This is a genomic window from Acidaminococcus sp. HCP3S3_G9_1 (genome assembly GCF_052122455.1).
Taxonomy (GTDB): Bacteria; Bacillota; Negativicutes; order Acidaminococcales; family Acidaminococcaceae; genus Acidaminococcus.
The window spans coordinates 18,096-40,506 of the sequence record NZ_JBQKCH010000021.1; the positions used below are offsets into that span (position 1 = coordinate 18,096).

Annotated in this window: 10 protein-coding genes and 1 tRNA gene; 3 read left to right on the top strand and 8 right to left on the bottom strand. The window is 56.9% G+C overall.

The window, feature by feature from the left end; genetic code table 11:
* Positions 1 to 208: 208 nt before the first annotated feature.
* Complete coding sequence (locus tag ACTQY1_RS10700; RefSeq protein ID WP_441374183.1) at positions 209 to 4,045, bottom strand: zinc-ribbon domain-containing protein; 3,837 nt, start codon at positions 4,043 to 4,045, stop codon at positions 209 to 211.
* 183 nt (positions 4,046 to 4,228) lie between these two features.
* On the opposite strand from ACTQY1_RS10700, the gene ACTQY1_RS10705 reads away from it, so the two are divergent.
* Positions 4,229 to 4,417, top strand: a complete 189-nt coding sequence (locus tag ACTQY1_RS10705; RefSeq protein ID WP_441369156.1) for a hypothetical protein — start codon at positions 4,229 to 4,231, stop codon at positions 4,415 to 4,417.
* Positions 4,418 to 4,697: 280 nt separating this feature from the next.
* On the opposite strand, the gene ACTQY1_RS10710 is transcribed toward ACTQY1_RS10705, so the two are convergent.
* A complete protein-coding gene (locus ACTQY1_RS10710) occupies positions 4,698 to 15,059 on the bottom strand; it encodes an S-layer homology domain-containing protein (protein WP_441369155.1) in 10,362 nt (3,453 codons plus the stop codon).
* 781 nt (positions 15,060 to 15,840) lie between these two features.
* Here ACTQY1_RS10710 and ACTQY1_RS10715 point away from each other — a divergent pair.
* Positions 15,841 to 16,032, top strand: coding sequence for a ferredoxin (locus ACTQY1_RS10715; protein WP_154487323.1), 192 nt, complete (start codon positions 15,841 to 15,843; stop codon positions 16,030 to 16,032).
* A 279-nt stretch (positions 16,033 to 16,311) separates the two neighbouring features.
* Here the strand turns inward: ACTQY1_RS10715 and ACTQY1_RS10720 are convergent, their stop codons facing one another.
* From ACTQY1_RS10720 to hydE, 5 genes are all read right to left on the bottom strand, one after another.
* Positions 16,312 to 17,745 carry an amidohydrolase gene (locus tag ACTQY1_RS10720; RefSeq protein ID WP_154487324.1) on the bottom strand — a complete coding sequence of 478 codons (1,434 nt, stop codon included), beginning with the start codon at positions 17,743 to 17,745 and terminating at the stop codon, positions 16,312 to 16,314.
* A gap of 78 nt (positions 17,746 to 17,823) precedes the next feature.
* Positions 17,824 to 18,384 (bottom strand): hemerythrin domain-containing protein, encoded by a 561-nt coding sequence (locus tag ACTQY1_RS10725; protein ID WP_022488167.1) that lies wholly within the window; start codon positions 18,382 to 18,384, stop codon positions 17,824 to 17,826.
* 13 nt (positions 18,385 to 18,397) lie between these two features.
* Positions 18,398 to 19,006: a hypothetical protein gene (locus tag ACTQY1_RS10730; protein WP_022488168.1), complete on the bottom strand. Its 609-nt coding sequence runs from the start codon at positions 19,004 to 19,006 to the stop codon at positions 18,398 to 18,400.
* Positions 19,007 to 19,020: 14 nt separating this feature from the next.
* Positions 19,021 to 19,233: a DUF1858 domain-containing protein gene (locus ACTQY1_RS10735; RefSeq protein WP_022488169.1), complete on the bottom strand. Its 213-nt coding sequence runs from the start codon at positions 19,231 to 19,233 to the stop codon at positions 19,021 to 19,023.
* 147 nt (positions 19,234 to 19,380) lie between these two features.
* Positions 19,381 to 20,490, bottom strand: coding sequence for a [FeFe] hydrogenase H-cluster radical SAM maturase HydE (gene hydE, locus ACTQY1_RS10740; protein WP_022488170.1), 1,110 nt, complete (start codon positions 20,488 to 20,490; stop codon positions 19,381 to 19,383).
* Between the two features lie 115 nt (positions 20,491 to 20,605).
* Here hydE and ACTQY1_RS10745 point away from each other — a divergent pair.
* A tRNA-Ser gene (locus tag ACTQY1_RS10745) sits at positions 20,606 to 20,694 on the top strand.
* 1,037 nt (positions 20,695 to 21,731) lie between these two features.
* Here ACTQY1_RS10745 and ACTQY1_RS10750 read toward each other — a convergent pair.
* Complete coding sequence (locus tag ACTQY1_RS10750) at positions 21,732 to 22,124, bottom strand: multidrug transporter (RefSeq protein WP_441369154.1); 393 nt, start codon at positions 22,122 to 22,124, stop codon at positions 21,732 to 21,734.
* Positions 22,125 to 22,411 lie beyond the last annotated feature (287 nt).

Genomic DNA, 22,411 nt, shown 5'->3' on the forward strand with positions numbered 1-22,411 from the left:
GCCAGATGCCGGGCATCTGGCTTTGAACGTTTTGGCCCCTTGGGCGGCCGGGATGGGTTTGCCTTCGGCGAACCCCTACGCCGCCGTTGTCCATGGACCGATAACAACGCAATACTCCGGAGGGTCCTGGTCTTTGCAGGGTGCGGCCAATCGATGAAATACGTTTTCATCAGTTTGCCAAGCCCTGACGCTCTGCTCTCTGCCCTCTTTACTTGCTCTTCAGCAGCTTGTTCAGCCCTTCACAGAACGCTGTCAGTTCGTCATCCCGGGCTATGTTCAGGAATTTCCGGTTCCCGGGCTGGAGGATTATTTTGCCGCTCCACATGCTGGTGGGCGGTTCTATCCGGCCGATTTCTTTGAGGGGAACGGCTCCCGTTTCAGAGGAAATGAGGGTATCCCAGGTCAGGAGAAAGCCGTCCCGGGCGGTTCCCCTTACGGTTTTGTCGCAAAGGACAAGGACATCCTTCGGATCCAGCCCATAGCTTTGGGCATAGCTGGACAGGGCATTGGCCATCTTCTTGGGCGGGATATCAGGGGCACAGTACAGATAGGTATTGGTTTTATTGGCCATGGGAGCCAGCTGCTGTACAAAGGCCAGGAGGGCTGCCCGGTCAGTTCCTTCTGAAGAGGTCTCTTTTTCCGCAGACCGCACTACTGCCAGAGGAGCACCGCAATGGGAACAGAACCGGGCCCCCGGTTTGGCCGGTGCTCCGCATTGGGAACAGAAACCTGCGGCCGGGTGGTCAGCGGAGGCAGCGGGCGCCTCCTGAGCGGCAGGCCGGGCTTTCTCCGCCGCCTGGCTGCCGGAGGGTTCTGTTCTGTCTTCCTCTTCGTCTTTCTCTTCCTCATTGGCAAAAACACCGTGGGCTTCGGCAAGATCGTATTCTTCCTTGGACAGGATCACATCTTCTGACAGCCAGGAGGCAAAATTGGCATCCAGACTGCTGCAGTCACTTTCTTCAAAGGTACAAAGGACAAAACCCGTGTCACTCTGGAGCGCACGATCCTGGTTCAGGAAGACCCGGCAGAAATCATCCACGAAGGTTTTTCCGCCCTGGGAGGTGAAGATATCCCCTTCCTCTGTCAGAAGGAACCCTTTCTTTCCCTTTCCCCAGAGCAGGGCGTTGGAGGCATCACAAAGCAGCAGGACTTCAGAGCGGTCCACACCCAGCCGGCTGCCGTAGGCCTTCATGGCGTTGTCCAGAAGAGCTCCGGGGATATTGTCCCCCAGATAGTAATGGCTGCCTTCAAGCTGAGCCCCATACTTGCTTTCCAGATAGGCCAGAAGTTCCGAGTATTCACCGGCCGCCTTCAGACAGATCCGGGCGGTTTTCGTTTCCTCCGTTTCCGGCTGGAGAGCGGCCGCCCGTTCATACCAGCTCATGGCTTTCCCATAATCGTAACAGTCTTCCAGATCCTGGTTGCCCCGGATACCCGCAGCCTTCACCATGGCTTCGGCGTTTTCTCCTGCTGCGGCCTCTTCATAACAGGCCAGAGCCTCCTCAACGCGTCCTGCCGCCTGGAATGCGTCCCCCAGGGCCAGGTCCACCTGCTGCAGAGGGGCCAGGGCTTCTGCCAGATTTCCGGCCAGGGCTGTGCGCAGCAGGTCCCGGGCTTTTTCCAGGTCCTTTTCACAGCCTGTTCCCTTTTCCCGGCACAGACCTGCCTGGAGACATGCCTGGGGATCCTTCGCCTCAGCCCCTTTCTGATACCACTGGAAGGCGGCCTCCTTATGACCGGCTTTGGCTTCCTCCAGGCCCATCCGGGCACAGGCCGGCCCAACGCCCTTTTCAGCCGCCTGGCGGATCAAGCTGGCTGCCCCTGCCAGATCCACAGCCGTCCCTTTCCCGCTTTCTTTCAAAAGGGCCAGTTCCCAACAACCTTCCGGACTGCCACAGTCCGCCGCTTCCTGGTACAGGGCACAGACTTCCGGCCAGTCCGTTTCTTCTTCCTGCCGGAGCCGGGCCCCCTGTTCCAGATCCCAGGCAGCAAGGACTTCCCGGGCCTTCCCGTATCCCAGTTTCGCGCTGCGCCGAAGGTAGTCCAGGGCCCTTTCTTCGTTACTGTCCTTGTATTTTTGGTAGTTCTTGAAAAGGGCCTCCTGGAAGGCTGGGGTATGGCGTGCCTTGTTGGTCCGTTCCAGGGCTTCTGCGGCCCCTTCTACGCCCAGTTCCGCAGCCTTCCCATAATACTTTGCGGCCTTGTCAAAGTCCTGGCCGTCTTCCATTTCCGTCCCGGTTTCATAGAGTTCGCCCTCTTTCATATTGGCTTCCCCATGGCCCCATTTGGCCGCCGCGGACAGGTAGTCGTATTCCGGAGATCCGTTTTGGACACTCTGCCGGTAGAATTCCCAGGCCGCATTGGGATCCCCCAGTTCTGCCGCCGTCTTCAGCCATCGGGCCGCTTCTTCCGGGTCCCCCAGATCCCGGCACACAAGTCCCAACCGGCACATGGCTTCCCTGTCCCCCATGTCCGCAGCCGCCTGATAAGAGGCCGCCGCCTGCTGCCGGTCTCCCTTGTCCAGGGCCTTCCGGGCGTCCTTTTTGAAATTTTCCACCTGGGCCGCGGCCACTGCCTCATAAGGCGGGGCAAACCGGATATTATAGAAGCGGATCTTTTTGGCTGCAAAATCCAGGGGCTCCGTCCCTTCATAGGCAAACTGGAGATGGTCACCGAACCCGTAATAAGAAACATGTTCCAGTTCCGGATAGAAGGGAAGGGTCTGGTCGCTGGCATTGACCAGCACAACCCGTTCTTCCTCATACCCTTCCGGATACTCCCGCATCAGATACTGGAGAGCCGCCATTTCCCCCGGGGTCCTGATGGCCTGGCCTTTTTCAATGCCCAGGCAGTCCACCCAATAGGGAAAAGGGATGTTCCCTTTCTGATGGAGGCCGCTCCATAAATCCCCGGCCAGAGAAAGCCCCTCTCCTTCCGCATCCGCCACTTTCAGGATATCCGGAATGGCCTCCGGGGCCAGTTTCGCCATGGCCCGGTAAACGGAAAGACTGTCCGCAGTCTGGGTCAGGCAGTCACAAAGGGTCTCCATAGCCGTTTCTTTGCTGCAGCGGCCTTTTTCCATCATCACCTCGATGTTGTCCAGCCGGCTCTCCACTTCTTTGTTCCGGAAGCTGAAGGGAGGGAGCTTGTGATGCTCTGTCAGGGTCACCATCAGGTAGTTGACCAGCCAGACGGAAATCACGTTGTCCGCCAGATTCCCCCCCAGGTTCCCGTAATTCCGGCGGTCCAGACGCTGCCGGATGAACCGTTTGGCCCTGTCTGAATAGGAATTGCCCGTAACAGCCCGTCCCAGGGCGCTCAGTCCGTCAGAAGCCATGTTGAGCATGCCGGCTTTCACCGCACCGGTAATGGCTCCGGTGATGCCGAAGCCGCCTCCCTGCCAATGGGCCTTGTTCATCTCTTTTTCTTCCCCCAGCTGCTCCAGGTAGCGGGCAATCACCGCCTGGTCTTCGGCCAGCCCGGTAACCAGTTCTGTTTTCTTGTACTGCTCAAAAAGTCTGTCTTCCAGATCTTTTTTGCTTATAAAATCAATGCCGTGATTGAGCAGGACTTCCACCGCCGCCTCTATGGAAGGATCGCAGGCATTAAAGATGATCCTGGTCAGGTCCCCCACCAGGGAAGCCGGGTCCGTGTATTCCTCCACCGCAACGTGTTCCCGGATATACCGGCCCACAAGCCGTCTCTGCCGTGCCCCTTCCCGGTTGAAGGAGGCCCACAGCTGCCGCCGCAGGGCCAGAGGCCGGGGGAAATCGATGTGATATTTGGAAAGGATGACGCACTGGCTGCCCGGCACATCGGGCAGGGTTTCCTCCACAGGTGCAGGGGCCGTCTCTGCAACGGGCTGTCCGGATGTGGCGGGAGCCTCTGGGGCGGCCGTGCTGCCTGCCGAGGCCCCTGCCTCTTTGTCTGCCGCCGGGGCACTTTCCGGCACCGTACCGTTTGGCATTTCCGGCATCCTGGCCCCGCAGTTAAAGCAGAATTTGGCCCCATCCGGCAGTTTCGTACCACAATTTATGCAAAACATTTTCAGTCCTCCTCTGAAAAGATTTTCCTTATGTCAGTACTACTCTACCATACCTGGCCGGAGAAAAAAAGTATGAAAGAGGGCGGCCGGGCCCCTGGGGCCGTTTCTGACTTCTTGCCATGCCCTCCGGGCGGCCGGGACGGGTTTGCCTTCGGCGAACCCCTACGCCGTTGGGGTCAACGTATGGTACAAATGGCGGGCCGCCGGTTGGGCGGCTTCCTGGTGCCCAACCCCAACCGGAAGGTGCCGGGGCTGGTCCGGACTGCCCGGGAAAGCCATCTGGCACCGGCCAAGGGCAAGCAGGGCTGGGGGTTCATGGATGCCCAGGGCAGCTGGCTGGTCCAGGGATTGAAAGAGGTACATAGTCTGTAAAAAAGGGGCTGCTGCCTGGGCAGCAGCCCCTTAGTCGGAAGTCCGGAGTCTGAAGTCGGAAGCCTCAGGACAGGATCCGCCTGGCTGGACGGATCCTTTTGATTATGTAAAACCAGAATCGAAATCAATCTGAGCCATCATTTCGTCCAAAGGTTCTACATATTCAAAAATTTGCATGCAAATTTAACATTCGGCTCCAGACTTCAGACTCCAGACTTGAGCCGCTACGCGGCTCTACAGCTAGGGGGTGCTGCGCGTTCTGCGCAGCACCCCCTCTTTTTTACTTCCCATGATGCTTTTCACTGTCTTCCACGGTCCGCACCCTTTCGATGGTGGGCTTTCCGTGTCTGTCTTTTTCGATCACGTCGATGCGGATGTATTTCAGTTCTCCGTCGAATTCCTTCACCAGTTTCCCCAGGGTCCCATCCTGGTCCAGGGCCGGGTTGGAACCAGCTCCGGCCATAATGGCCCGGTAGATCACCGCGGCGAATTCGTACCGGGTCATCATCCGGTTCCCTTTGAATTCTCCGTCTTCGTACCCTTCCACAATGCCTGCTTTGGCCAGTTTGGTCACGTAGTCATAGGCCCAGTGGTTTTCAGGGATATCCGGGAACAGGGCATCCTTGTCCACCTTCATCACGGTCCGGCCGGCCATCTGGTTCATCAGGGTCTTCAGCTGCTGCATCTCCCCTTCCTGCTTGGCCACCAGTTCCTTCAGGCCCCGGATTTCCTTGGCCATGGCCACCCGGCTGTTGGATACGTGGTTGTGCTGGCCCAGCTTGAAGGTGGCGCCAATGTTCACCATGTTTTCACCGCCGCCGGTGCTGCCCCCCAGGCTGAACATCACGTCCTCGTTGGGCCGGTAGAAGGCCCCCAGGGCCACCGCATTGGCGCCGCTGTAGCTGCCGGCCCCCACGGCAAAGTCCAGTTTGTCGTCAGGATCGAAGTCCAGGGGATGGAGGGCGGCCAGGGCTGCGGAGTTGGCCCCTACCCGGTCCACCCGGGCACCCAGTTTATTCACACTGTTGCCCAGCTGGTTGATGGCCCGGCCGGTCTGCTGGAGCTGGCTCACGTTCACCGCATCGGTCGGTGCCGTCCCCGGTGCCACATTGTGGATCTGGTTGCCGCCCATGTCCACCTTGCCGTCCTGGACAGTGATGGTCCGGTTGGCATCCCCGGTCTTCACGATCAGCCCGCTGTTGTTGATGGTGGTGCTGCCGGTGGTGACGCTGTTGAGGCCGGTCAGGTCTTTGGCCAGGCGTACATTGAGGGTATTATCGTCCCCTCTCACGATACCGATGTTTTTGGCATCGCTGACGTCTGCGGCACCGCCTTTGATGTTCAAAGTCTTGCCCAGGTCCACGGTCACATCTTTGCCGTCATCACCCTGGAACTTGCGGCCGCTGTTCACCTTGTCGCTGACCGTCTTCAGCTGATCTTCCGTAGCGGCCCGGCCGTTCTGGATGTGTTCTCCATCCCATTTCCGGTTGTCCAGACCGTTCAGGTAGTTCCCGTCTGCCGGATTGCTGTCTCCCGCTGTATTGGACTGCTTGCCCAGAGTCATGGTGCTGTCACCGGACCCGATGACTACCTGGCCGTTGGAGCCCTTGATGGCAACCTGCTTATTGGGATCATTGCCCAGGATGATATCATCATTCAGGTTCACCGTATGGTCATCCTTCACGGTGATATTCTTGCCGCTCTTGGCTTCCGAAGCCTTTGCTTCATTCTTGGCCAGCTGCTTCACATCCCCGATGCTGGCCGCATTGTTGTCGCCGGCATCGGCATACTGCTTGCCGTCAATGCCGCTGGCAATGTTGGTAATCTGCTTGGCCCCGCCGTTGATGCCGTCTTTGGTGATGGTGATGTCACCGACTTTGACTTCGTTAGTCTTCACCCCATCTTTATTGATGGTCGTTTCGCCAGCCTTGATGCTGCCGTCTTTAGTCAGGTCGACATCTTTATTCAGTTCAACTTTGATGGCTCCATTGTCTATGGAAGTCTTGATGTTGCCAGCTTTTTCCACAGTGCCATCAGCCTTGTAGGTCGTGTCACCTTTAATCTGGATAGCCTTGCCCAAATCCTGCTTGACAATCTTGTCAGCGCCTTTTTCATCAGACGTCAGGGCAAAACCACCGCCCTGGTTCTGATTGGTGATGGAGCCGACAATATCGCGGAGCTGCCCTTCCGTAGCGGCCCGGTTTTCCGTCACATGGTCCTTGTCCCACTTGGTGTTGTTCAGACCAGTGATGTAGTTACCGTTGGCCGGATTCTTGGTGTCGGAATTGGTCTGTCCGCCGATGGTGATTTTGTTGTCACCGCCCACCATGACCTTGGTGAAGTCCGGCGTATCGGTCATGACGATTTCCAGTCCGTCGCCACTCTTGCGGACGCCCAGGTTCTTGCTGGATGCCTTGGCTACAGCGTCTTTATCCAAGCCGCCTTTGATGGACAGGGTCTCATTCAGCTTCCGGGTGACTTCCTGGCCGTCGTTGCCCACGAATTTCAGCCCGTCGTCCAGGGTGGCCACGGTCTGGGCATTCTGGCCATCCTTATCGGTATAGACAATGCGGGTGATGTCCGTGCCGCTAAGATTTTCCTTGCCGGTCTTGCCATCTTTTCCTGCCTGTCCCTTTTCCGTCTTGATGATGGTAGTACTGTACCTCTGTTTACCGTCGGTCCCCGGGAGACCATCTTTGCCGGTGAGGCCAATGGAGCCTTCCTGACCGTCCGCACCGTCTTTGCCCAGGGCCAGATTGTCGTTGAGCTTGATGTTGTAGGTCATGAGGCCATCGCTGTCTCTTTCAGCAGCAATCATCAGGTTGCCGTTCTTTTTGTCATATTCCCCATAGGTATTGGTCCCCGGATCAGCGGTTGCCGGATCAGACTTGTCGTTGACCGTGACCACGGTACGCTTGCCGGCAGCTGTGGTGGCATTAGTGATGGCTTCACTGACTTTGGCCAGCTGATCTTCGGTGGCAGCCCGGCCACTGACATAATCCGGGGCCGTTACACTCCAGTCCTTATTGGACAGACCAATCGTATAACTGCCATCAACCGGATGGTTGCCCTTGTTGGTGGTCAGTTCCGTGTTGGTGAAGTGGCCAATCGTAGCATCACCGGCCTGCAGGGTGCCATCATCCAGATTTACATGTTTGGCCAGCCGGATGTAGAGCTTGCCATTATCATCTTTTGTCACACCGATATTGGCGTCCGTCAGGTCACCCTGGGCTTTGCCCACGATATCCAGCCGTTTATTGAGCTTCTTGTTGATGACTTTTGTATCATCATTCTGGCCGTCATCGCCGGCGAACTTCAGGCCGTCATCGAGCGTAGCTACGGTCTGGGGGTTCTGCCCATTTTTGTCCGTATAGACGATACGGGTGATGTCCGTGCCGTCCACGCCAGGTTTGCCATTCTTGCCGTCAGCACCGGGCTGTCCTTTTTCCGTACGGATTATGGTGGTGGTGATGCCATCAGCGCCGTCTTTCCCGTTGATGCCGATGTACCCATCCTTGCCGTCATTCCCGGCTTTGCCTTCCTGGCCTACCACCACGCTGTCCGCAGAGATGTTCTTGTCCATGAGTACATGGATGGTGGTGTTGCCATCCGCATCCTGTTCCACGGAAGTCAGCAGATTCTGACCGGAGTATTTGTCCAGTTCTTTCGTGCCGGCCCCCTTGATGTTGATGGTGCTGTTCAGTTTATTGCCCACCGGATTGGCTGTCTTGCCGGCCACCGGCATATTGGCCCCGAATTTCAGGCCGTCATCCAGGGTGGACACGGTATGGGTCGTAGTGCCGGCTTCACCGTCCTGATAGACAATGCGGGTGATGCCGTCGGTGCCGTTGACACCAGGCGTACCATTCTTGCCATCGGTGCCATTCTTGCCGATGGTCTTGATGATGGTGGTCACTGTGCCGTCAGCGCCGTCCTTGCCGGTGATGCCGATCTGGCCGTCTTTGCCATCCTTGCCGCTGACTGTCACCGTGTTAGCCGTCAGGTCCTTGTCCATCTTGATGGTGATATTGCCGTCGGCATCGACTTCGGTGGTCAGGTTATCTTCGCTGTAGTCATGGCCTGTCTTGAGATCACTGCCCTTAATGGTCACTTTGCCGCCCAGTTTGGCATTATAAGCCGTGCCGGAGTTGGCCGCGAAATTGAGTCCTTTATCCACTTCTTCCTTGGAAGCCAGGCCGGAGAGCGTGATGGTCTGCTTCGTTGCTTCTGTACCATTGGCATCCTGCACAGTGATCGTCAAATCACCATTATTATCAACGGTGTACTTGCCGTCCTTGCTGGCAGGGTTCTTCACCAGGCGCATATCCGACTGCATGACTTTATCAAGGCTTACATTGAAGGTAGTGCCGTCATTCTTGGTCATGATCAAAGTCTTGCCATCATTCGACACTTCGCCCCTGGTGACATAGTAATCGTGAAGATTGGAAATCGTGCCCTCGAGGCCATTGGTGCCGGTAAGAGCCGCCGAGCCTTTGCCGGATTCATCATAGGTAGCATTGCCGCCGGTGATGTATTTATCGCCGTCTACCGTGCCATGCTTGATATCTTCGGCAACCTGTTTGAGCTGATCTTCCGTAGCCGCCCGGCCGCTCTGGATCTGACTGCTGTTCCAACTCGTATTTTCTAATCCAGTGATATAGTAGCCCGGGCCGGGGTTGGCGCTATTGCCGCCGGACTGCTTGCCGATGGTGATGCCGCCGGTGTAGCTGCCTGAAGCATCCTTATCGCCTGTTACGTTAATCGTCGTAAAGCGCACCGTATCATCCGTTCTCACAGTAACATCGTCGCCGCTGCCGGAGATGATGATGTTCTGTCCCTGCTTGAAGTTGACCTTCCTGCTGGTAGGCGTCACATCTTTCTGCTTGCCGTCGTTGACATCCAGTTCCCAGCCGGCATTGACCGTGTCAGATACCGTCTTGAGCTGGTCTTCCGTAGCCGCCCGGCCGCTGACGATACCGTTGGCATCGGGGTTCCAGGTCGTGTTGGTCAGGCCCGTGACAAAGGTGCCGTCTTCCGTCTTGGCCTTGTCGCCATCCTTCTTAGTGGTGGCAACGCCGGTCTGACTGCCGATGGTCACGCCACCGATGCTGCCCTTGCCAGTACTGCCATCAAAGCTGACTTTATCACCAACCGTAATAGTGCCCTTCGTACCGTCGATGGTAACTTTCTTACCGTCATCGCTGCCCAGCGTGATGCTGTCGTTGAGCTTGACCGTGTTCTTGCCGCCGGCAGCCGCATCATTGTAGGTGACGGTGATATTCGAGTCGCCAGTGAGCTTGGCTGCATCCGTGGTGCTGCCCGCGATATTCTTGACATCGCCGATATTGGCGCCGTTGGTGTCCGTGTTGTAGGTCGGTTTTCCATCAGCCGTGCCGTCGGAGCCGCTTCCCATGTTGTTAACCTGGTTGCCGCCAAAGGAAATCTGGTCGCCGTTGATGATGACGTTCTTGGTCTCATCGCCTGCATTGTTGGTAATCTTGATGCCGCTGTCGTTCTGGACGGTCTTGCCGGTGGTGACGGAGTTCAGGTCCTTGAGGTCCTTGGCCAGTTTCACGGTCAGGGTGTCGGTGCCGTTGGAGACCACGCCGATGTTGTTATCGGTCAGTTTATCCTTTTCCGTCACGCCGCCGTTGATGGTGGTCTTCTGGTTCATGGTCCGGGCAAAGCCGGTGTTGTCCAGTGTGCCATCGGTCTTGATATCGCCGGCGTAGATCTGGCCGTCATCCATGGTGGCGACTTCATACGTATGGCCCTGGTCATCCTTATAGTGGAGGCGAGTGGCCTGGGTGTCATTACCGGCGGAGGTGATGTTCTGGCTGTCCGTCAAGGTCTTGGTACCGTAGGCGGCATTGGTATCCGCCTTGGCCGCCTTGCCGTCCTTGTCCGTCAGGTCCGGATTGCCGGCAAAAATCACATCGCTGGTGGTAACCGACGTAAAGGCCGGATTCTCGTCCATGAGGATGGAGATATCCCCGTTTTCCGCAATCCGGGTGGTCAGGTTGGCGGTACTGTAGCTGTGGTTAGCCGCTTCGTCGCTGGCCTTGATGGAAATCGTATCTCCCAGTTTCCGGCTGACCACCTTGTAGCCCTTGTAGTTGTCCGTGGTGTTGGAAGCATCTTTGGTGTTTGTGGTGAAGCTCAGGCCCGCCCCTTTCAGCTGGGCCACGTTCACCGCATCTGTATCCAGGGACCCGGCTGCCACACCGGTGATCTGGCGGGTCAGCAGGCTGCCTTCCGTGTCGTTGCCGATAGCAAGGGCGTTGGCATTGGAAACCCAAGCCGCGGAAGTATTTGTGCTGGCAGTTCCTGTCAGCACATCATAGCCCTTGGATCCGCTGGCACGGTTGGCCAGAGCCCCGCTGCCCAGAGCCACGCTGTCCGCCAGGGTTGCCTTGGCGCCGCTCCCGATGGCGGCCGCGTTAGTTGCAGCGTCTGTTGTGGTAGCGCCGAGGGCCGCCAAAGAATTCTTGCCGGCGGCGATGGAATTCTCACCAAAGGCGGTGGAGTTCTCACCGGAAGCAAGCGTCTTGTAGCCGAAAGCCGTGGCACCTGCCGCAGCGGCCTTGGTGTCGTTGCCGAAGGCCGTGGCGTAGTCGCCAGAAGCCTCGGTGGAATAGCCGAAGGCCGTGGCATCTTTATAGCCGTCGATGTTGTAGCCGTTCGTTCCTTCATGGGCTTTCGTCAGCACATTGTCCGGCGTAATGGCGACTTCTGTACCATTAATCGTAGTTTTGGCTGAAGAGGTCTTCTTCTGGCCATTGTAGACTTTACCGTTCGTACCTGCCGACGTATCAATGGTAACATTTCCATTGGCATCGACATTGACCTTCCAGAGACTGCCCTGATAATCACGGACGTAGGTGTTGCCATCCTTGCCGGCCAGAACCACATAATCGTGGAGTTCGCTGCCGCTGTCGATTGGCATCTGCTTGATGCCGGCAGTATGAACTTTATTATCAGCAGCAGATGTGTACGTGTAGGCAAGATTGCCATGGACATCCATCTGTTCTGTCTTATTCGTGTCATCTTCCGTGTATTTGTTGGTCACAGCACCATTCTCGTCGAGTTTGGCACCAGCGATGGTATCCGTGCCCCAGGCCGTTGATTCTTCATCGGCGGCGACAGTGGCGTTACCCCAGGCTGTGGAATACTGTGCCAGAGCACGGGTACGGTTGCCAAAGGCCGTGGCGCCCGTGGAAGAAGCGCGGGTATCGTTGCCGAAAGCGACGGAGTCATTGTACTTGGCAATGGTCTTCTCGCCAAAGGCCAGGGAACGGCCGCCGAGAGCCTGCGTGTCTTCGCCGAAAGCCACGGACTGCTGGCCACTGCCGTCATCTGCACCTGCCACCGTATTATGGCCAAAAGCCAGAGAAGCAGCACCTTTAGCCTGAGCACCCTGGCCAAAGGCCGTGGAAGATGCACCGCTGGCCGTATTGATAATATTGACAATATTTCCTTTTTTATCAGTGGTTTCCAGCCCGCCAAAGGCCGTGGCATACTGGCCCGTAGCCTTGGCATTCTTGCCGATGACCGTGGCACCCTTTCCCTCTGCCTGAGCGCCATTGCCGATGGCTACAGCAGAGTCGCCCGTCGCCTTGGCGCTGACACCGGCTGCCATGGAATTTTTAGCCACAGCACCTTCGTTGGTATAGTTGGTATCTGTTTCCGTATCGGGAGACCAGACGCTGTAGTCATGGACATTGACCTTCTGGGTGGCCGCTTTCAGCTGGGCCACGTTGACGGCATCCGTATCCAGAGTACCAGCAGCCAGATTGTTCAGCTGGCGGGTAATGGCAGTGGCAGTGATTTTGCCATCCCCATCCCGTTCTTCTGCCCGGCCGATGGAAACAGCTTCGTCCGTGGACTGCCAGGTTGAGGTATCATCCACAGAAGCCATGCCGGTCCGCGGGTCATAGCCTTCGATATTTTTATCCGCCCCGGATTTGGAATTTTTCCCCAGGACAATGGAGTTGGCCCGCCAGGCATTGGTCCCTTCGCCGATGGCAATGGCGTTTTCACCCCAGGCCCCACTGTTCTGTCCCAAGGCAATGCCATGAGCCGTGGTCCCGGCTCCGGATCCCAGGGCAATGCTGTAATTCCCCCAGGCTCCTCCGCCACCCAAAGAAACAGCATTTTGTCCCGTAGCATTGGAACCAGCCCCTACGGCAGCGGACTGGTATCCGGAAGACTGAGCATTATAGCCTACAGCCGTACCTGTATTGGAGGCTTTGGTTCCAGAGCCTATACCTGTACTTGCATAGGATACATTGGAATTGTAGCCCAAAGCCACGCCATAATTCTGATTTGTCGTAGCATTGGAACCGATGGCCGTAGAATAATTTGCATCTCCGCCAACATGGGCACCGCCAATGGCTGTTGCGTCCGTAACCGAATCATCATAATAGCCATTACCTTCCACGGTGGAACTCTTGCCGATAGCCGTCACATTCTTTCCTCTGGCACTGGCTCCGCCAACGGCCGTAGAATTTTCCCCTCTTGCTGAACTCATGTTCCCCAGGGCCGTAGAATAATTACCTTGTGCATTTGTTCCATACCCTGCCGCTGTAGCCGAAGAGCCGGAAGCCGCAGCACTCAAGCCCACTGCTGTAGAATTGCTTCCACCAGCAGCCGACTGAAAACCGACGGCCGTACTCTGGCCGCCGGAAGCGGTTGAACCACGTCCTACGGCAGTTGCATTATCGGAAGCCACACCGCCTACAGAAACGGCATTATCGCCCGAGGCTGTACCACCCACGGTAACGGCATGACTGCCACTGACTGCAGAATAAGCCCCAATGGCTGTACTCTGTTGACCCGTTGCTGAAGAGCCGCTGCCTACGGCCGTTGCCTGTGAATTTCCAGCTACACCGCCGATAGAAACTGCATGATCCGATGTGGCAGAACCGCCAACAGTGATGGCATACGGGCCGCTGGTGGATGACCCGGAACCAATGGCAACATTGTAATCACTGTTGGTATACCCGCCAATAGCAATAGAACTGCTACCGGCAGCACTAACCCGATTGCTGCGATAATCTGAACCGATGGCAATAGAATTACTTCCAATCGCATGTCCACCGATAGCCACAGCTCCTTCCTGCTGGGCACTGGTCCCGGAACCGATGGATACGCTGTCTTTCCCCATGGCTGCAGCCCGGTATCCGTAAGCAGAGGCATCTTCTCCCGACGCATAGGTCTGGGTACCCACAGCCGTGGCATTGTTCCCCTTGGCCACAGCGCTGACCCCGGCGGCCAGGGCATTGTCGCCGGTGGCGCCATCGTTGAGGTAGTTGTTGTTCCCGGCTGCATCCGTATCTGCTGTGGTCTTCACGCTGTAGTAATGGGTCATGGCGTTTTTCAGCTGAGCCAGGTTGACGGCATCACTGTCTTCACTGCCGGCGGCTACGCCGGTGATTTGGCGGCTGACGCTGCCGCTGCCTACGGAAAGGGCGCCTTCTGTGGATTTCCAGGCCAGGCCGCTCTGGGTGGACGTGGTGCCGGTCTTGGGGTCCCAGCCGGTAATGCCGCCGGAGCGGTCTGCTTTCGAATCTTTACCCAGAGCAATGGAGCCTTCCACGCTGGCATTAGTATTTTTGCCGATGGATACGGCATTTTCACTGGCCACAGCCGTATCCCCCACTGCTACGGCGGAATTGTCCGCAGTGGAATTGTACCCTACTGCCACGGCGTTGTTCCCGTTGGCGGTCACACTGGACCCGGCGGCGATGGAATTGCTGGCGGCCTGGTAGAGGGTGACGGAATAGAGTTTATCCAGGTTGTCGGATTTCTGGTAGTTGTATACCGGCTTGCCGTCTTTCTGGTCGGCCTTTGCGGCATCACTGGTGATTTCGGTTTTGGTGGTTTCTACCCCGGTATCCGGATCTTTGACCGTATAAGTATGGACGTACTGGGGCACAGTAGTGGTGTTGCCGTCGGCGTCCCGGAACACCTGGGGCACCTGGGTGGGATTGCCGCTGCTGTCCTTGTACCAGGCGGCATTGTCGGTAGATGTAGTCTTGTTGCCGTCTTTGTCGGCGTAATAGGTTATGGGTTTGTTGGTGATTTTTGCCGTGTTGCCGATGGCGGTGGAATTGTCCCCTTCAGCCTTGTTATTGTAACCTACAGCTGTGGAGCCGCCGGATTCAGTGGAGGTGTCCAGTTTATGGGCTGCCCCTTCCCCGTCTACCAACTTGGTATTGGCTGCATCCATGGGCTGGCCGTTTTTGGTGGTATCCCCTTCCGTTACGTTGCGGAGGGTATCGCTTTGGGTACCAATGGCAGTGTTATTTTCACCTTTTTTGTCAGTGCTTTGGCCTTGAACTACTTTCCCTACAGTCAGATTGCCCTTGTTATCGTAAGCCGCGGCGCCCCCATTGCCCAGATCAACCGTTTTATCCGCCGCCCATGCTCCTGAGGGCCAGGTGAGGCCCAGAGCCAGGGCCAGAGTCAGGGCATATACCCCCCCGGTATATTTTTCCGCTGGGAATGTTCCTTCCCGTGGTTCCGGGCGATTTCCGATACCACTACCCAGCTGTTCCGCACTTTGCTCCAGATGACCTTGTAGATCCTGTTCATAGGTCTCCCCCTTGCTCAATTTCACCGGAATCACCGTTTCTGCCATATTTCTATACTGTCTGTATTTTGGCATTCCAGTAACGATTTATTCTTATCAGCTGTAGATTTTCATTCCTGTCTGCAATCCATTCTGCTGAAATTACATTTCTCATTGTAATATGTTGTATTTCAGTCTTCAATAAGGAATTTACGCCAAATGAATAAAATTGTGATAATGAATAAAAGATGAAAATAAAGTGAGGAATTTGTGGATATTTGTATTTTTATCATTTTTGCAGTTGTTACAGGTAGATTGTGGGGAGCGAGTCTGTCGTTGGTCGTTCATCGTTGTGGAGACCAGATGCTGACGCATCTGGTTCTGAACGTATGGCCCGACCGACGGCCGGGAAGGACGACGGCGCCGGGTACTGCGGCGCCTAACCCACCACCAGCCTTGCGGCTGGTCCCCCGCCCTTGCAAAGGGCGGATATACGCTCGGGCCTTCGGCCCATTGTTTATTTCAGTACAAGGGCGAAGCCCACGTACTTGTTATCCGCCCTTTGCAAGGGCGGGGGACCGTTGCGCCTGCGCAATGGTGGTGGGTTAGCAGCCCCCTGGGCTGCGTTTCCATTCGGGAGCATTTGCCTCCGGCAAAAGGTCTCCTTTGGCGTGAGGCGGTCCGGCCCCACCGTCCCTGCTCTTCACTCTTCACTCTACACTCTTCACTATTTTTTTCATTCGTTGTTCCACCAACTGTTTTTTTCAGGTTCCCGGGCTATACTGGAACCATAAAGAGGCCCGGTCACCGAATACCGGTGCCGGGCCCAAAGTAAAGGGGAGTGACTGTTATGAAATTCAAGGTTAACGAAAATTGTATCGGCTGCGGGCTGTGCGAAGGGACCTGCCCTGCTGTGTTCCATATGACGGACGCCGGTGTGGCGGAAGCCATTCCCGATGTTGTTCCGGCTGAAGAAGAAGCCAATGCCCTGGCTGCCATGGAAGGCTGCCCGGCAAGTGCCATTGAAAAAGTAGAAGACTGAGAGTAAGGAAAAAAGACCGGCGGCTGCCGGTCTTTTTTTTGTCAGCGGTCAGCGGCCGATAGAGACCAGATGCTACCGCATCTGGTTTTGAACGTTTTTGCCCCCTGGGCGGCCGGGATGGGCTTGCCTGCGGCAAGCCCCTACAGCGTTGGGGTCAAAGATCCATCAGGAAAACCATAGGGACGGAATTGTCGGGGCATCTGTGTTTTTCTGACCAGCAGCCCGAATGTCCGACGGAGACGCCGCAGGGGCGGGCCGAAGGCCCGCCCTTCCCGGCCCTTACAGCTTCGGCAGCTTCTCCACTCCTGCCACCGGGCAGTCGTACTGGCCGTTGTTCTTGGCCTGGAATTCTTCTTTGGCGGCTGTCAGCAGGGCCGGGTCTTCCAGGACTTTCACCGCAGTCAGGGCGATGACTTTGCCGGCGGTGAGCATGCCTTTCTGGCCGATGCTGGAATTCACCTGGCCGGTTTTGTACCAGGAATGGCCCGGAGTGCCCAGGGCTTCGGTGGCCACGTTGAAGTAGTAGGTGGGAGCGATGAAGCCCACGTCCCCCACATCGGTGGAGCCGAAATCCAGTTCTTCCCGGTCGGGATCAAAGTCCTTGATCTCCGTATCCAGGGGCCGGGCCAGTTTTTCTTCCAGCCGGTCCCGGCCGTACCGTTTCAGGATCATGTCCTTTTCTTTGGTCTTCATGCTGTCGCTGAAGGAATCGGTAAAGGCTTTGGCCAGGGCGAAGTCCCGGTCATCCCATTGGGGCGCACCGATGGCGTGGAAGGCTTCGGTGGCTGCCTGGGCCAGGACTTTGTTGTTGATGTATTCGGAATAGCCGGATTCCCGTTCCACAGTGACCTGGGTGCCGCAGATGAGAGCCGCCCCCCGGGCCACGTCGTCCAGCCGGGGAACGATTTCCTTCACCTGCCGGTAATAGGGGGCCCGGACCACATAGCGGACCGCCGCATGGTCCTGGACCACGTTCGGGGCCCGGCCGCCCACGTCCAGATAGGCGTAGTGGATCCGGGCTTCCATGATCACGTGTTCCCGGAGGTAATTGGCCCCCACCCCCATGATCTCACAGGAATCCAGGGCGCTGCGGCCCAGTTCGGGAGCGCCTCCGGCGTGGGAGGTGATGCCTTTGAACTTGTAGGTCCGGCACACGTTGGCGTTCAGGTGGGGGGTGGCGGTGCGGTTTTCCGGAGCCGGATGCCAGGTAAGGAAGAAGTCCACCCCGTCAAAGGCCCCGTCCCGGGCCATGAAGGCTTTGCCGCTGAGGTTTTCTTCTGCCGGAGTACCGAAATACACCACGGTGCCCGGTTTGCCGGTTTCTTCCAGATAGTCCTTCAGGGCCAGGGCGCCGGCCAGTGCCCCGGTGCCCAGCAGGTTGTGGCCGCAGCCATGGCCGGGGCAGCCTTCGTGTTCCGGCTTTTTCACCGGGCAGCCCGCTTCCTGGCTGAGTCCCGGCAAAGCGTCGTATTCTCCCAGGATCCCCACCACCGGGCGTCCCTTGCCCCAGACGCCTTTGAAAGCAGTGGGAATGTTCACCAGATGACGGGTAACGGCGAACCCGTGGTGTTCCAGGGCCTCACAAAGGGTTTCGGCGGACCGGGTTTCTTCGTAGCCCACTTCCGCCAGTTCCCAGATTTTCCGGCTCAGGCCGATCAGTTCCTCCCGGTACCGGTCATCCACCGCCCGTTCAATGATTTTCTGTGCATCCATACCATCACGCTCCCTAGAATAGAAGATGGTTTCATTATAGCACAAAGAAGGGGCTGCTTTTCCAAGCAGCCCCTTTACTCACAGATACTTCTTCTCCAACCGTTCCAAAATTCCCAGGTAATGGTCCTGGACCCCTTTGGCCCCTTCTTCTTCCTCGAATTTCCTGCTTTTGGCGTCGATGTCCGCCAGGTCTTCCGGGGTCAGCTGGTTTTCGGCGAAGGTGTACACCACGTTGTTTTCCTTTTCCACGTGGCGCTTCAGCAGCCGTGCGTAGCCCATGGCTTCCGTCAGGATGTCCAGCTTGTATTCGGTCTTGGGATTCTTTTCGTATTCATCCAGGGCGGTGGCCAGGCTCATGGCGTGGTCCCGGCCCAGGTCGTGTTCCACCAGCATCCCGTGGGTCACCAGGTTGTCCGCCACCCGGCCCAGCTTCTGCACCATCACCGGGAACAGGAACTTTTCTTCCTTCCCGTGATGATGTTTGTCCGCATAGTTCCGGATGAAATCCACCATGTCCCGAAAATCCCCCACGTCCACCGGAGACAGTTCCAGGATCCCGATGCAGGCCTGGCGGATCACTTCCAGCATCCGGCTGATGTTCTCATGTTCTTTTTTCATGCACTCAATGCTGTAGGTCATGGTTCTTCCTCCTTCAGGCCGCTTTGGGACGGAGCACGTAATGGGTGTGGTCTTCCTGTTCCAGGGTGTAGCCGGTGTTTTCCAGCATCCCTTCCATCATGGCATCCCGCAGGATGTAGTACACCCGGGGGTTCACGTCCGCTTCCTGCCAGTAGCCCCCGTGGAGATCATCGGTCTGGTCCCAGGCGAAGGCATCCGGATTCTGGTCGGTGACCTGGTTCACCCGGTCGCAGGGCATGCCGTTCAGGAAGGCGTCTTCAAAGGCCCGGTAGATGGCGGAAGCATCGGCGTCCGAACCCAGAGCCCGGTCCTGGCCCACTTCCCGGGCCAGTTTTTCCAGTTCCGGCAGCAGGTTGTCGTTGTGGTGGAGCAGGGCGGACACCAGCTGGGCATAACGGCCTTCCGCATCGTGGATCCGGCCCTGGAGCCAGCCGTGGATGTTGGTGGTGTCGATCAGTTCGTCCAGAGGACGGGTTTCTTCCTTTACATAGTCAGCTGCCGGTTTGTCCCCGGTGCCCCAGCCCTGTTTTTCCGCTTCTCCGGCGATCCGGGCGATGATGGCTTCCTGGAGCTGGATCTTGCCGTACAGCCAGTGATGGATGGGTCCCAGAAATGCGCTCATGGTCTCCCCTCCCCTCAGTTTTCCGCCAGAGCGGCGTTCACAGCGTCAACCACCTTCTGAGGGTCCAGCCCGTGGACGAAGGCAGCGTCATTCAAAGATTCCATCTGGGAAGAAGGGCAGCCCAGGCAGTGCATCCCTACAGCCTGGAGAGCCGGGATGGCTTCCGGATGTTCAGCACAGATCTTGCCAACCAGCATTTCGCCCGTGATTTTCTTTGCGTTTTCCATTTTCATTTCCTCCATTGTATGATGATTTTTGTTTTTCCTTATCAGCAGAACCTGGCCTAGCGGCAGGTTCTTTGTTTCCTTACATGTCATAGTATACGGGAGGAACAAAAAAAGATATGTTGTTTTAACAACATATCTTGGTTTTCTTTATTCAGTTTCGGGATTTTCCGTCTCTTCCGTCTTGGCCTCTTCCAGGGCTGCGGGCTCAGGGTCTTCCACCCGGTGGGGATACAGCAGGGAATCTCCCCGGCCCGGGGTCAGATAGTACCCGTAATTTTTCAGATACCGGTACATGACTTCCACCGTGTGGAGCATCTTTTTCTGAGCGTCCTGGCTCAGGTCTTCCGGGCCGGCAGGAGGCGCCATGGGCATCCGCAGCACATTGGCCCCGCTCTGGACGCTGAGGATCTGGCCGTGGGCATGGATCCGCCGGATGGACCAGGGAGCCACAATGTTGGCCCGGGGGAACAGGATCCGCAGCACCGCCGTAAGCCGCAGGTATTCTTCCAGGGCCATCCGGTCCTGCTGGTAGAAAGGTGTCCCCTCTTCCGGCAGGAAGGGGGTCAGGGTGATGGAATGGGGAGCCAGCTCCTGGAGCAGGGTCAGATCCCGGACCAGGTATTCCGCCTGTTCATAAGGGGCTCCCACCAGGAACCCGGTATCCGTTTCAAAACCCAGGTCTTTCAGATCGTTGATGCAGGCGATTTTGGTGGACAGGGAATGGGTGGGAGGATGGAGCCGGGAAAAATGGAGAGGATCCGCGGTCTGGAAGCTGAGGAAATACCGCTGGGCCCCGGCCTGGTGGAGCCGGTGGTAGGACTGGCGGCTCCGTTCCCCGATGGACAGCCCCAGGGCACAGTCCGGGAACTGCTTTTGCAGGTTCCGGAGCAGGTTGCACATGATCATGTCCGTATAGTAGTGGTCTTCCCCGCCCTGGAGCAGGAAGGACCGGATCCCCATCTGGTACCCCAGTTCGCAGGCGCCCCGGATCTGTTCCCAGTTCAGCCGGAAACGGGGCAGGTCGTTGTTCTCTTCCCGGCGGCGGCAGAACAGGCAGTTCTGGGGACAGTGGTTGGTGAATTCCAGCACCCCCTGGAAATGCACCTTCCGGTGGAACACAAAATTCATGGCCTCCTGGGCCCCCCGGAACAGCTTGGCCCGGAGCAGAGGATCCTCCGTCAGCAGGAGTTCTTTATACTCCTCCTCCGTAAGCACGGAATATTCCTTCAGCTTGTCCACCAGATCCACAATGTCCACCCGCCCTTTCCTTTTGATTGCAGTACTTTTATTATACACTAGGTTGGATAAAAAGAGTAGGCAGAGTTCCTTGACAAGGGAAAATCACTACGATATACTAACTCTGTTAGCTTATGGAGGGGTGGCCGAGTGGTTTAAGGCACCAGTCTTGAAAACTGGCGATTCCGCAAGGGACCGTGGGTTCGAATCCCACCTCCTCCGCCAAATATTGAAAAAAGAGCTGTTGCCCGGGCAACGGCTCTTTTTTTGTGCGGAATGGGCCCCTCTGGGCGGCCGGGATGGGCTCGCCTGCGGCTAGCCCCTACAACCTTGGGGTCAGGGATTCACCACGGAAAATTCTGAGGACGGGGTTGTTGGAGGATCCGTTTCTCTGACCGTTGTTGTCAGTCCCCGATTCCAACTTTGTACGGCAGCCCGGCCCATGGTTCTATATCCGCCCTTTGCAAGGGCGGGGGTATCCATGCCCAGCATGGGTGGTGGGTTAGCAGCCCACAGGGCTGCGTTTTCATTCAAAAGCATTTGCCCATGGCAAATGGTCTCCTTTAGCGGGAGGCGGTTGATGCATGGAGCGGGCGGCCCTGCCGTCCCGCTCTTCCCTCTGCACTCTTCACTCTGCCCTTTCAAACATGCATGAATAACGGTACTGTGATGGAGGCTTCTCCAAGAACTTGTTGACACATACAATACCGTTCCCGTAATTGACTTTCCTGTCTTTCTGGCCTATAATGGAATCAGCCAGAAGGACAAAAGGTGCATACTTGCACGAATACCCCTGGGGGGCTAGCCCGGGGGTATTTTTTGGCTAGTTGCCGTCTTTATCGTGCTCGTCTAACCATTTGCGAATAAGGGTATTCCCACCTTCGCTGCAATTGAAAAAAGAGCTGTTGCCCAGGCAACGGCTCTTTTTTTGTGCGGAATGGGCCCCTCTGGGCGGCCGGGAGGGGCTTGCCTGCGGCTAGCCCCTACGGCGTTGGGGTCAGGGATTCACCACGGAAAATTCTGAGGACGGGGTTATCGGAGGATCCGTTTCTCTGACCGTTGTTGTCGGCCCCCGATTCCAACGTTGTAGGGGCGCAGGGCCGGCGGTCTTATATCCGCCCTTTGCAAGGGCGGGGGTATCCATGCCCAGCATGGGTGGTGGGTTAGCAGCCCACAGGGCTGCGTTTTCCTTCAAAAACATTTGCCCATGGCAAATGGTCTCCTTTGGCGGGAGGCGGTTGATGCATGCCCTCTGGGGGGACTTACGGTTTGATTTTTTTAACCGGATTCCTTACCCAGTTGCTCTCTCGATGCCTTACCTCTTTTTTACTATCTTCCTTCTCTTCCATCTTCAACCAGCCAGCCACTCGTTTTCTCAGTTCTTCGCTGAAGCCTTCCAGATCGTCCTGGGTGATGGCTCCTTCGTGGATCAGGCAGAGGATGTTGCTGAACATCCGGGACCTGCGCATTTCGCAGAGTACGCCTGCATCTTTTCTGTGTTCCAGGAGTTCATCCTCCAGTTTATGGAACCTTTCGGCTGCCTGGGTGTCTTCTTCCAGGATGGCTTTATACTGTTCCAGCAGGGTGGCCATGTAATTTCCCTGCCAACCTGGAAGGCGTTTTCTGAACAGTTTCCAATCGGATTCAATGCACATGGTTGAAATTTCTCCTTTGGTTTCATTCATCGTGGGTCGTTCGTCGTTGTAGAGGCCCCTTGGGCGGCCGGGAAGGGCTTGCCTGCGGCTAGCCCCTACGGCGTTGGGGTCAGGGATTCGTAGTTCTGGCGGGCCGCCGGTTGTGCGGCCCCTACGGATCCGTGCGGCCCTGCCGTTATACTGTACCCATAAGTGTGGACACTTTTTAAGAGTAGCACCTGCCCACAAAATTGGACAGGCTACAATTTGAATCCTTTAAAATTGGCGTGCTCATTTTTGGACCCAAC

Coding starts and splice junctions, on each gene's coding strand:
- ACTQY1_RS10700 (WP_441374183.1), bottom strand. CDS start 4,045: ATGTTTTGCATAAATTGTGGTACGAAACTGCCGGATGGGGCCAAATTC.
- ACTQY1_RS10705 (WP_441369156.1), top strand. CDS start 4,229: ATGGTACAAATGGCGGGCCGCCGGTTGGGCGGCTTCCTGGTGCCCAAC.
- ACTQY1_RS10710 (WP_441369155.1), bottom strand. CDS start 15,059: ATGGCAGAAACGGTGATTCCGGTGAAATTGAGCAAGGGGGAGACCTAT.
- ACTQY1_RS10715 (WP_154487323.1), top strand. CDS start 15,841: ATGAAATTCAAGGTTAACGAAAATTGTATCGGCTGCGGGCTGTGCGAA.
- ACTQY1_RS10720 (WP_154487324.1), bottom strand. CDS start 17,745: ATGGATGCACAGAAAATCATTGAACGGGCGGTGGATGACCGGTACCGG.
- ACTQY1_RS10725 (WP_022488167.1), bottom strand. CDS start 18,384: ATGACCTACAGCATTGAGTGCATGAAAAAAGAACATGAGAACATCAGC.
- ACTQY1_RS10730 (WP_022488168.1), bottom strand. CDS start 19,006: ATGAGCGCATTTCTGGGACCCATCCATCACTGGCTGTACGGCAAGATC.
- ACTQY1_RS10735 (WP_022488169.1), bottom strand. CDS start 19,233: ATGGAAAACGCAAAGAAAATCACGGGCGAAATGCTGGTTGGCAAGATC.
- ACTQY1_RS10750 (WP_441369154.1), bottom strand. CDS start 22,124: ATGTGCATTGAATCCGATTGGAAACTGTTCAGAAAACGCCTTCCAGGT.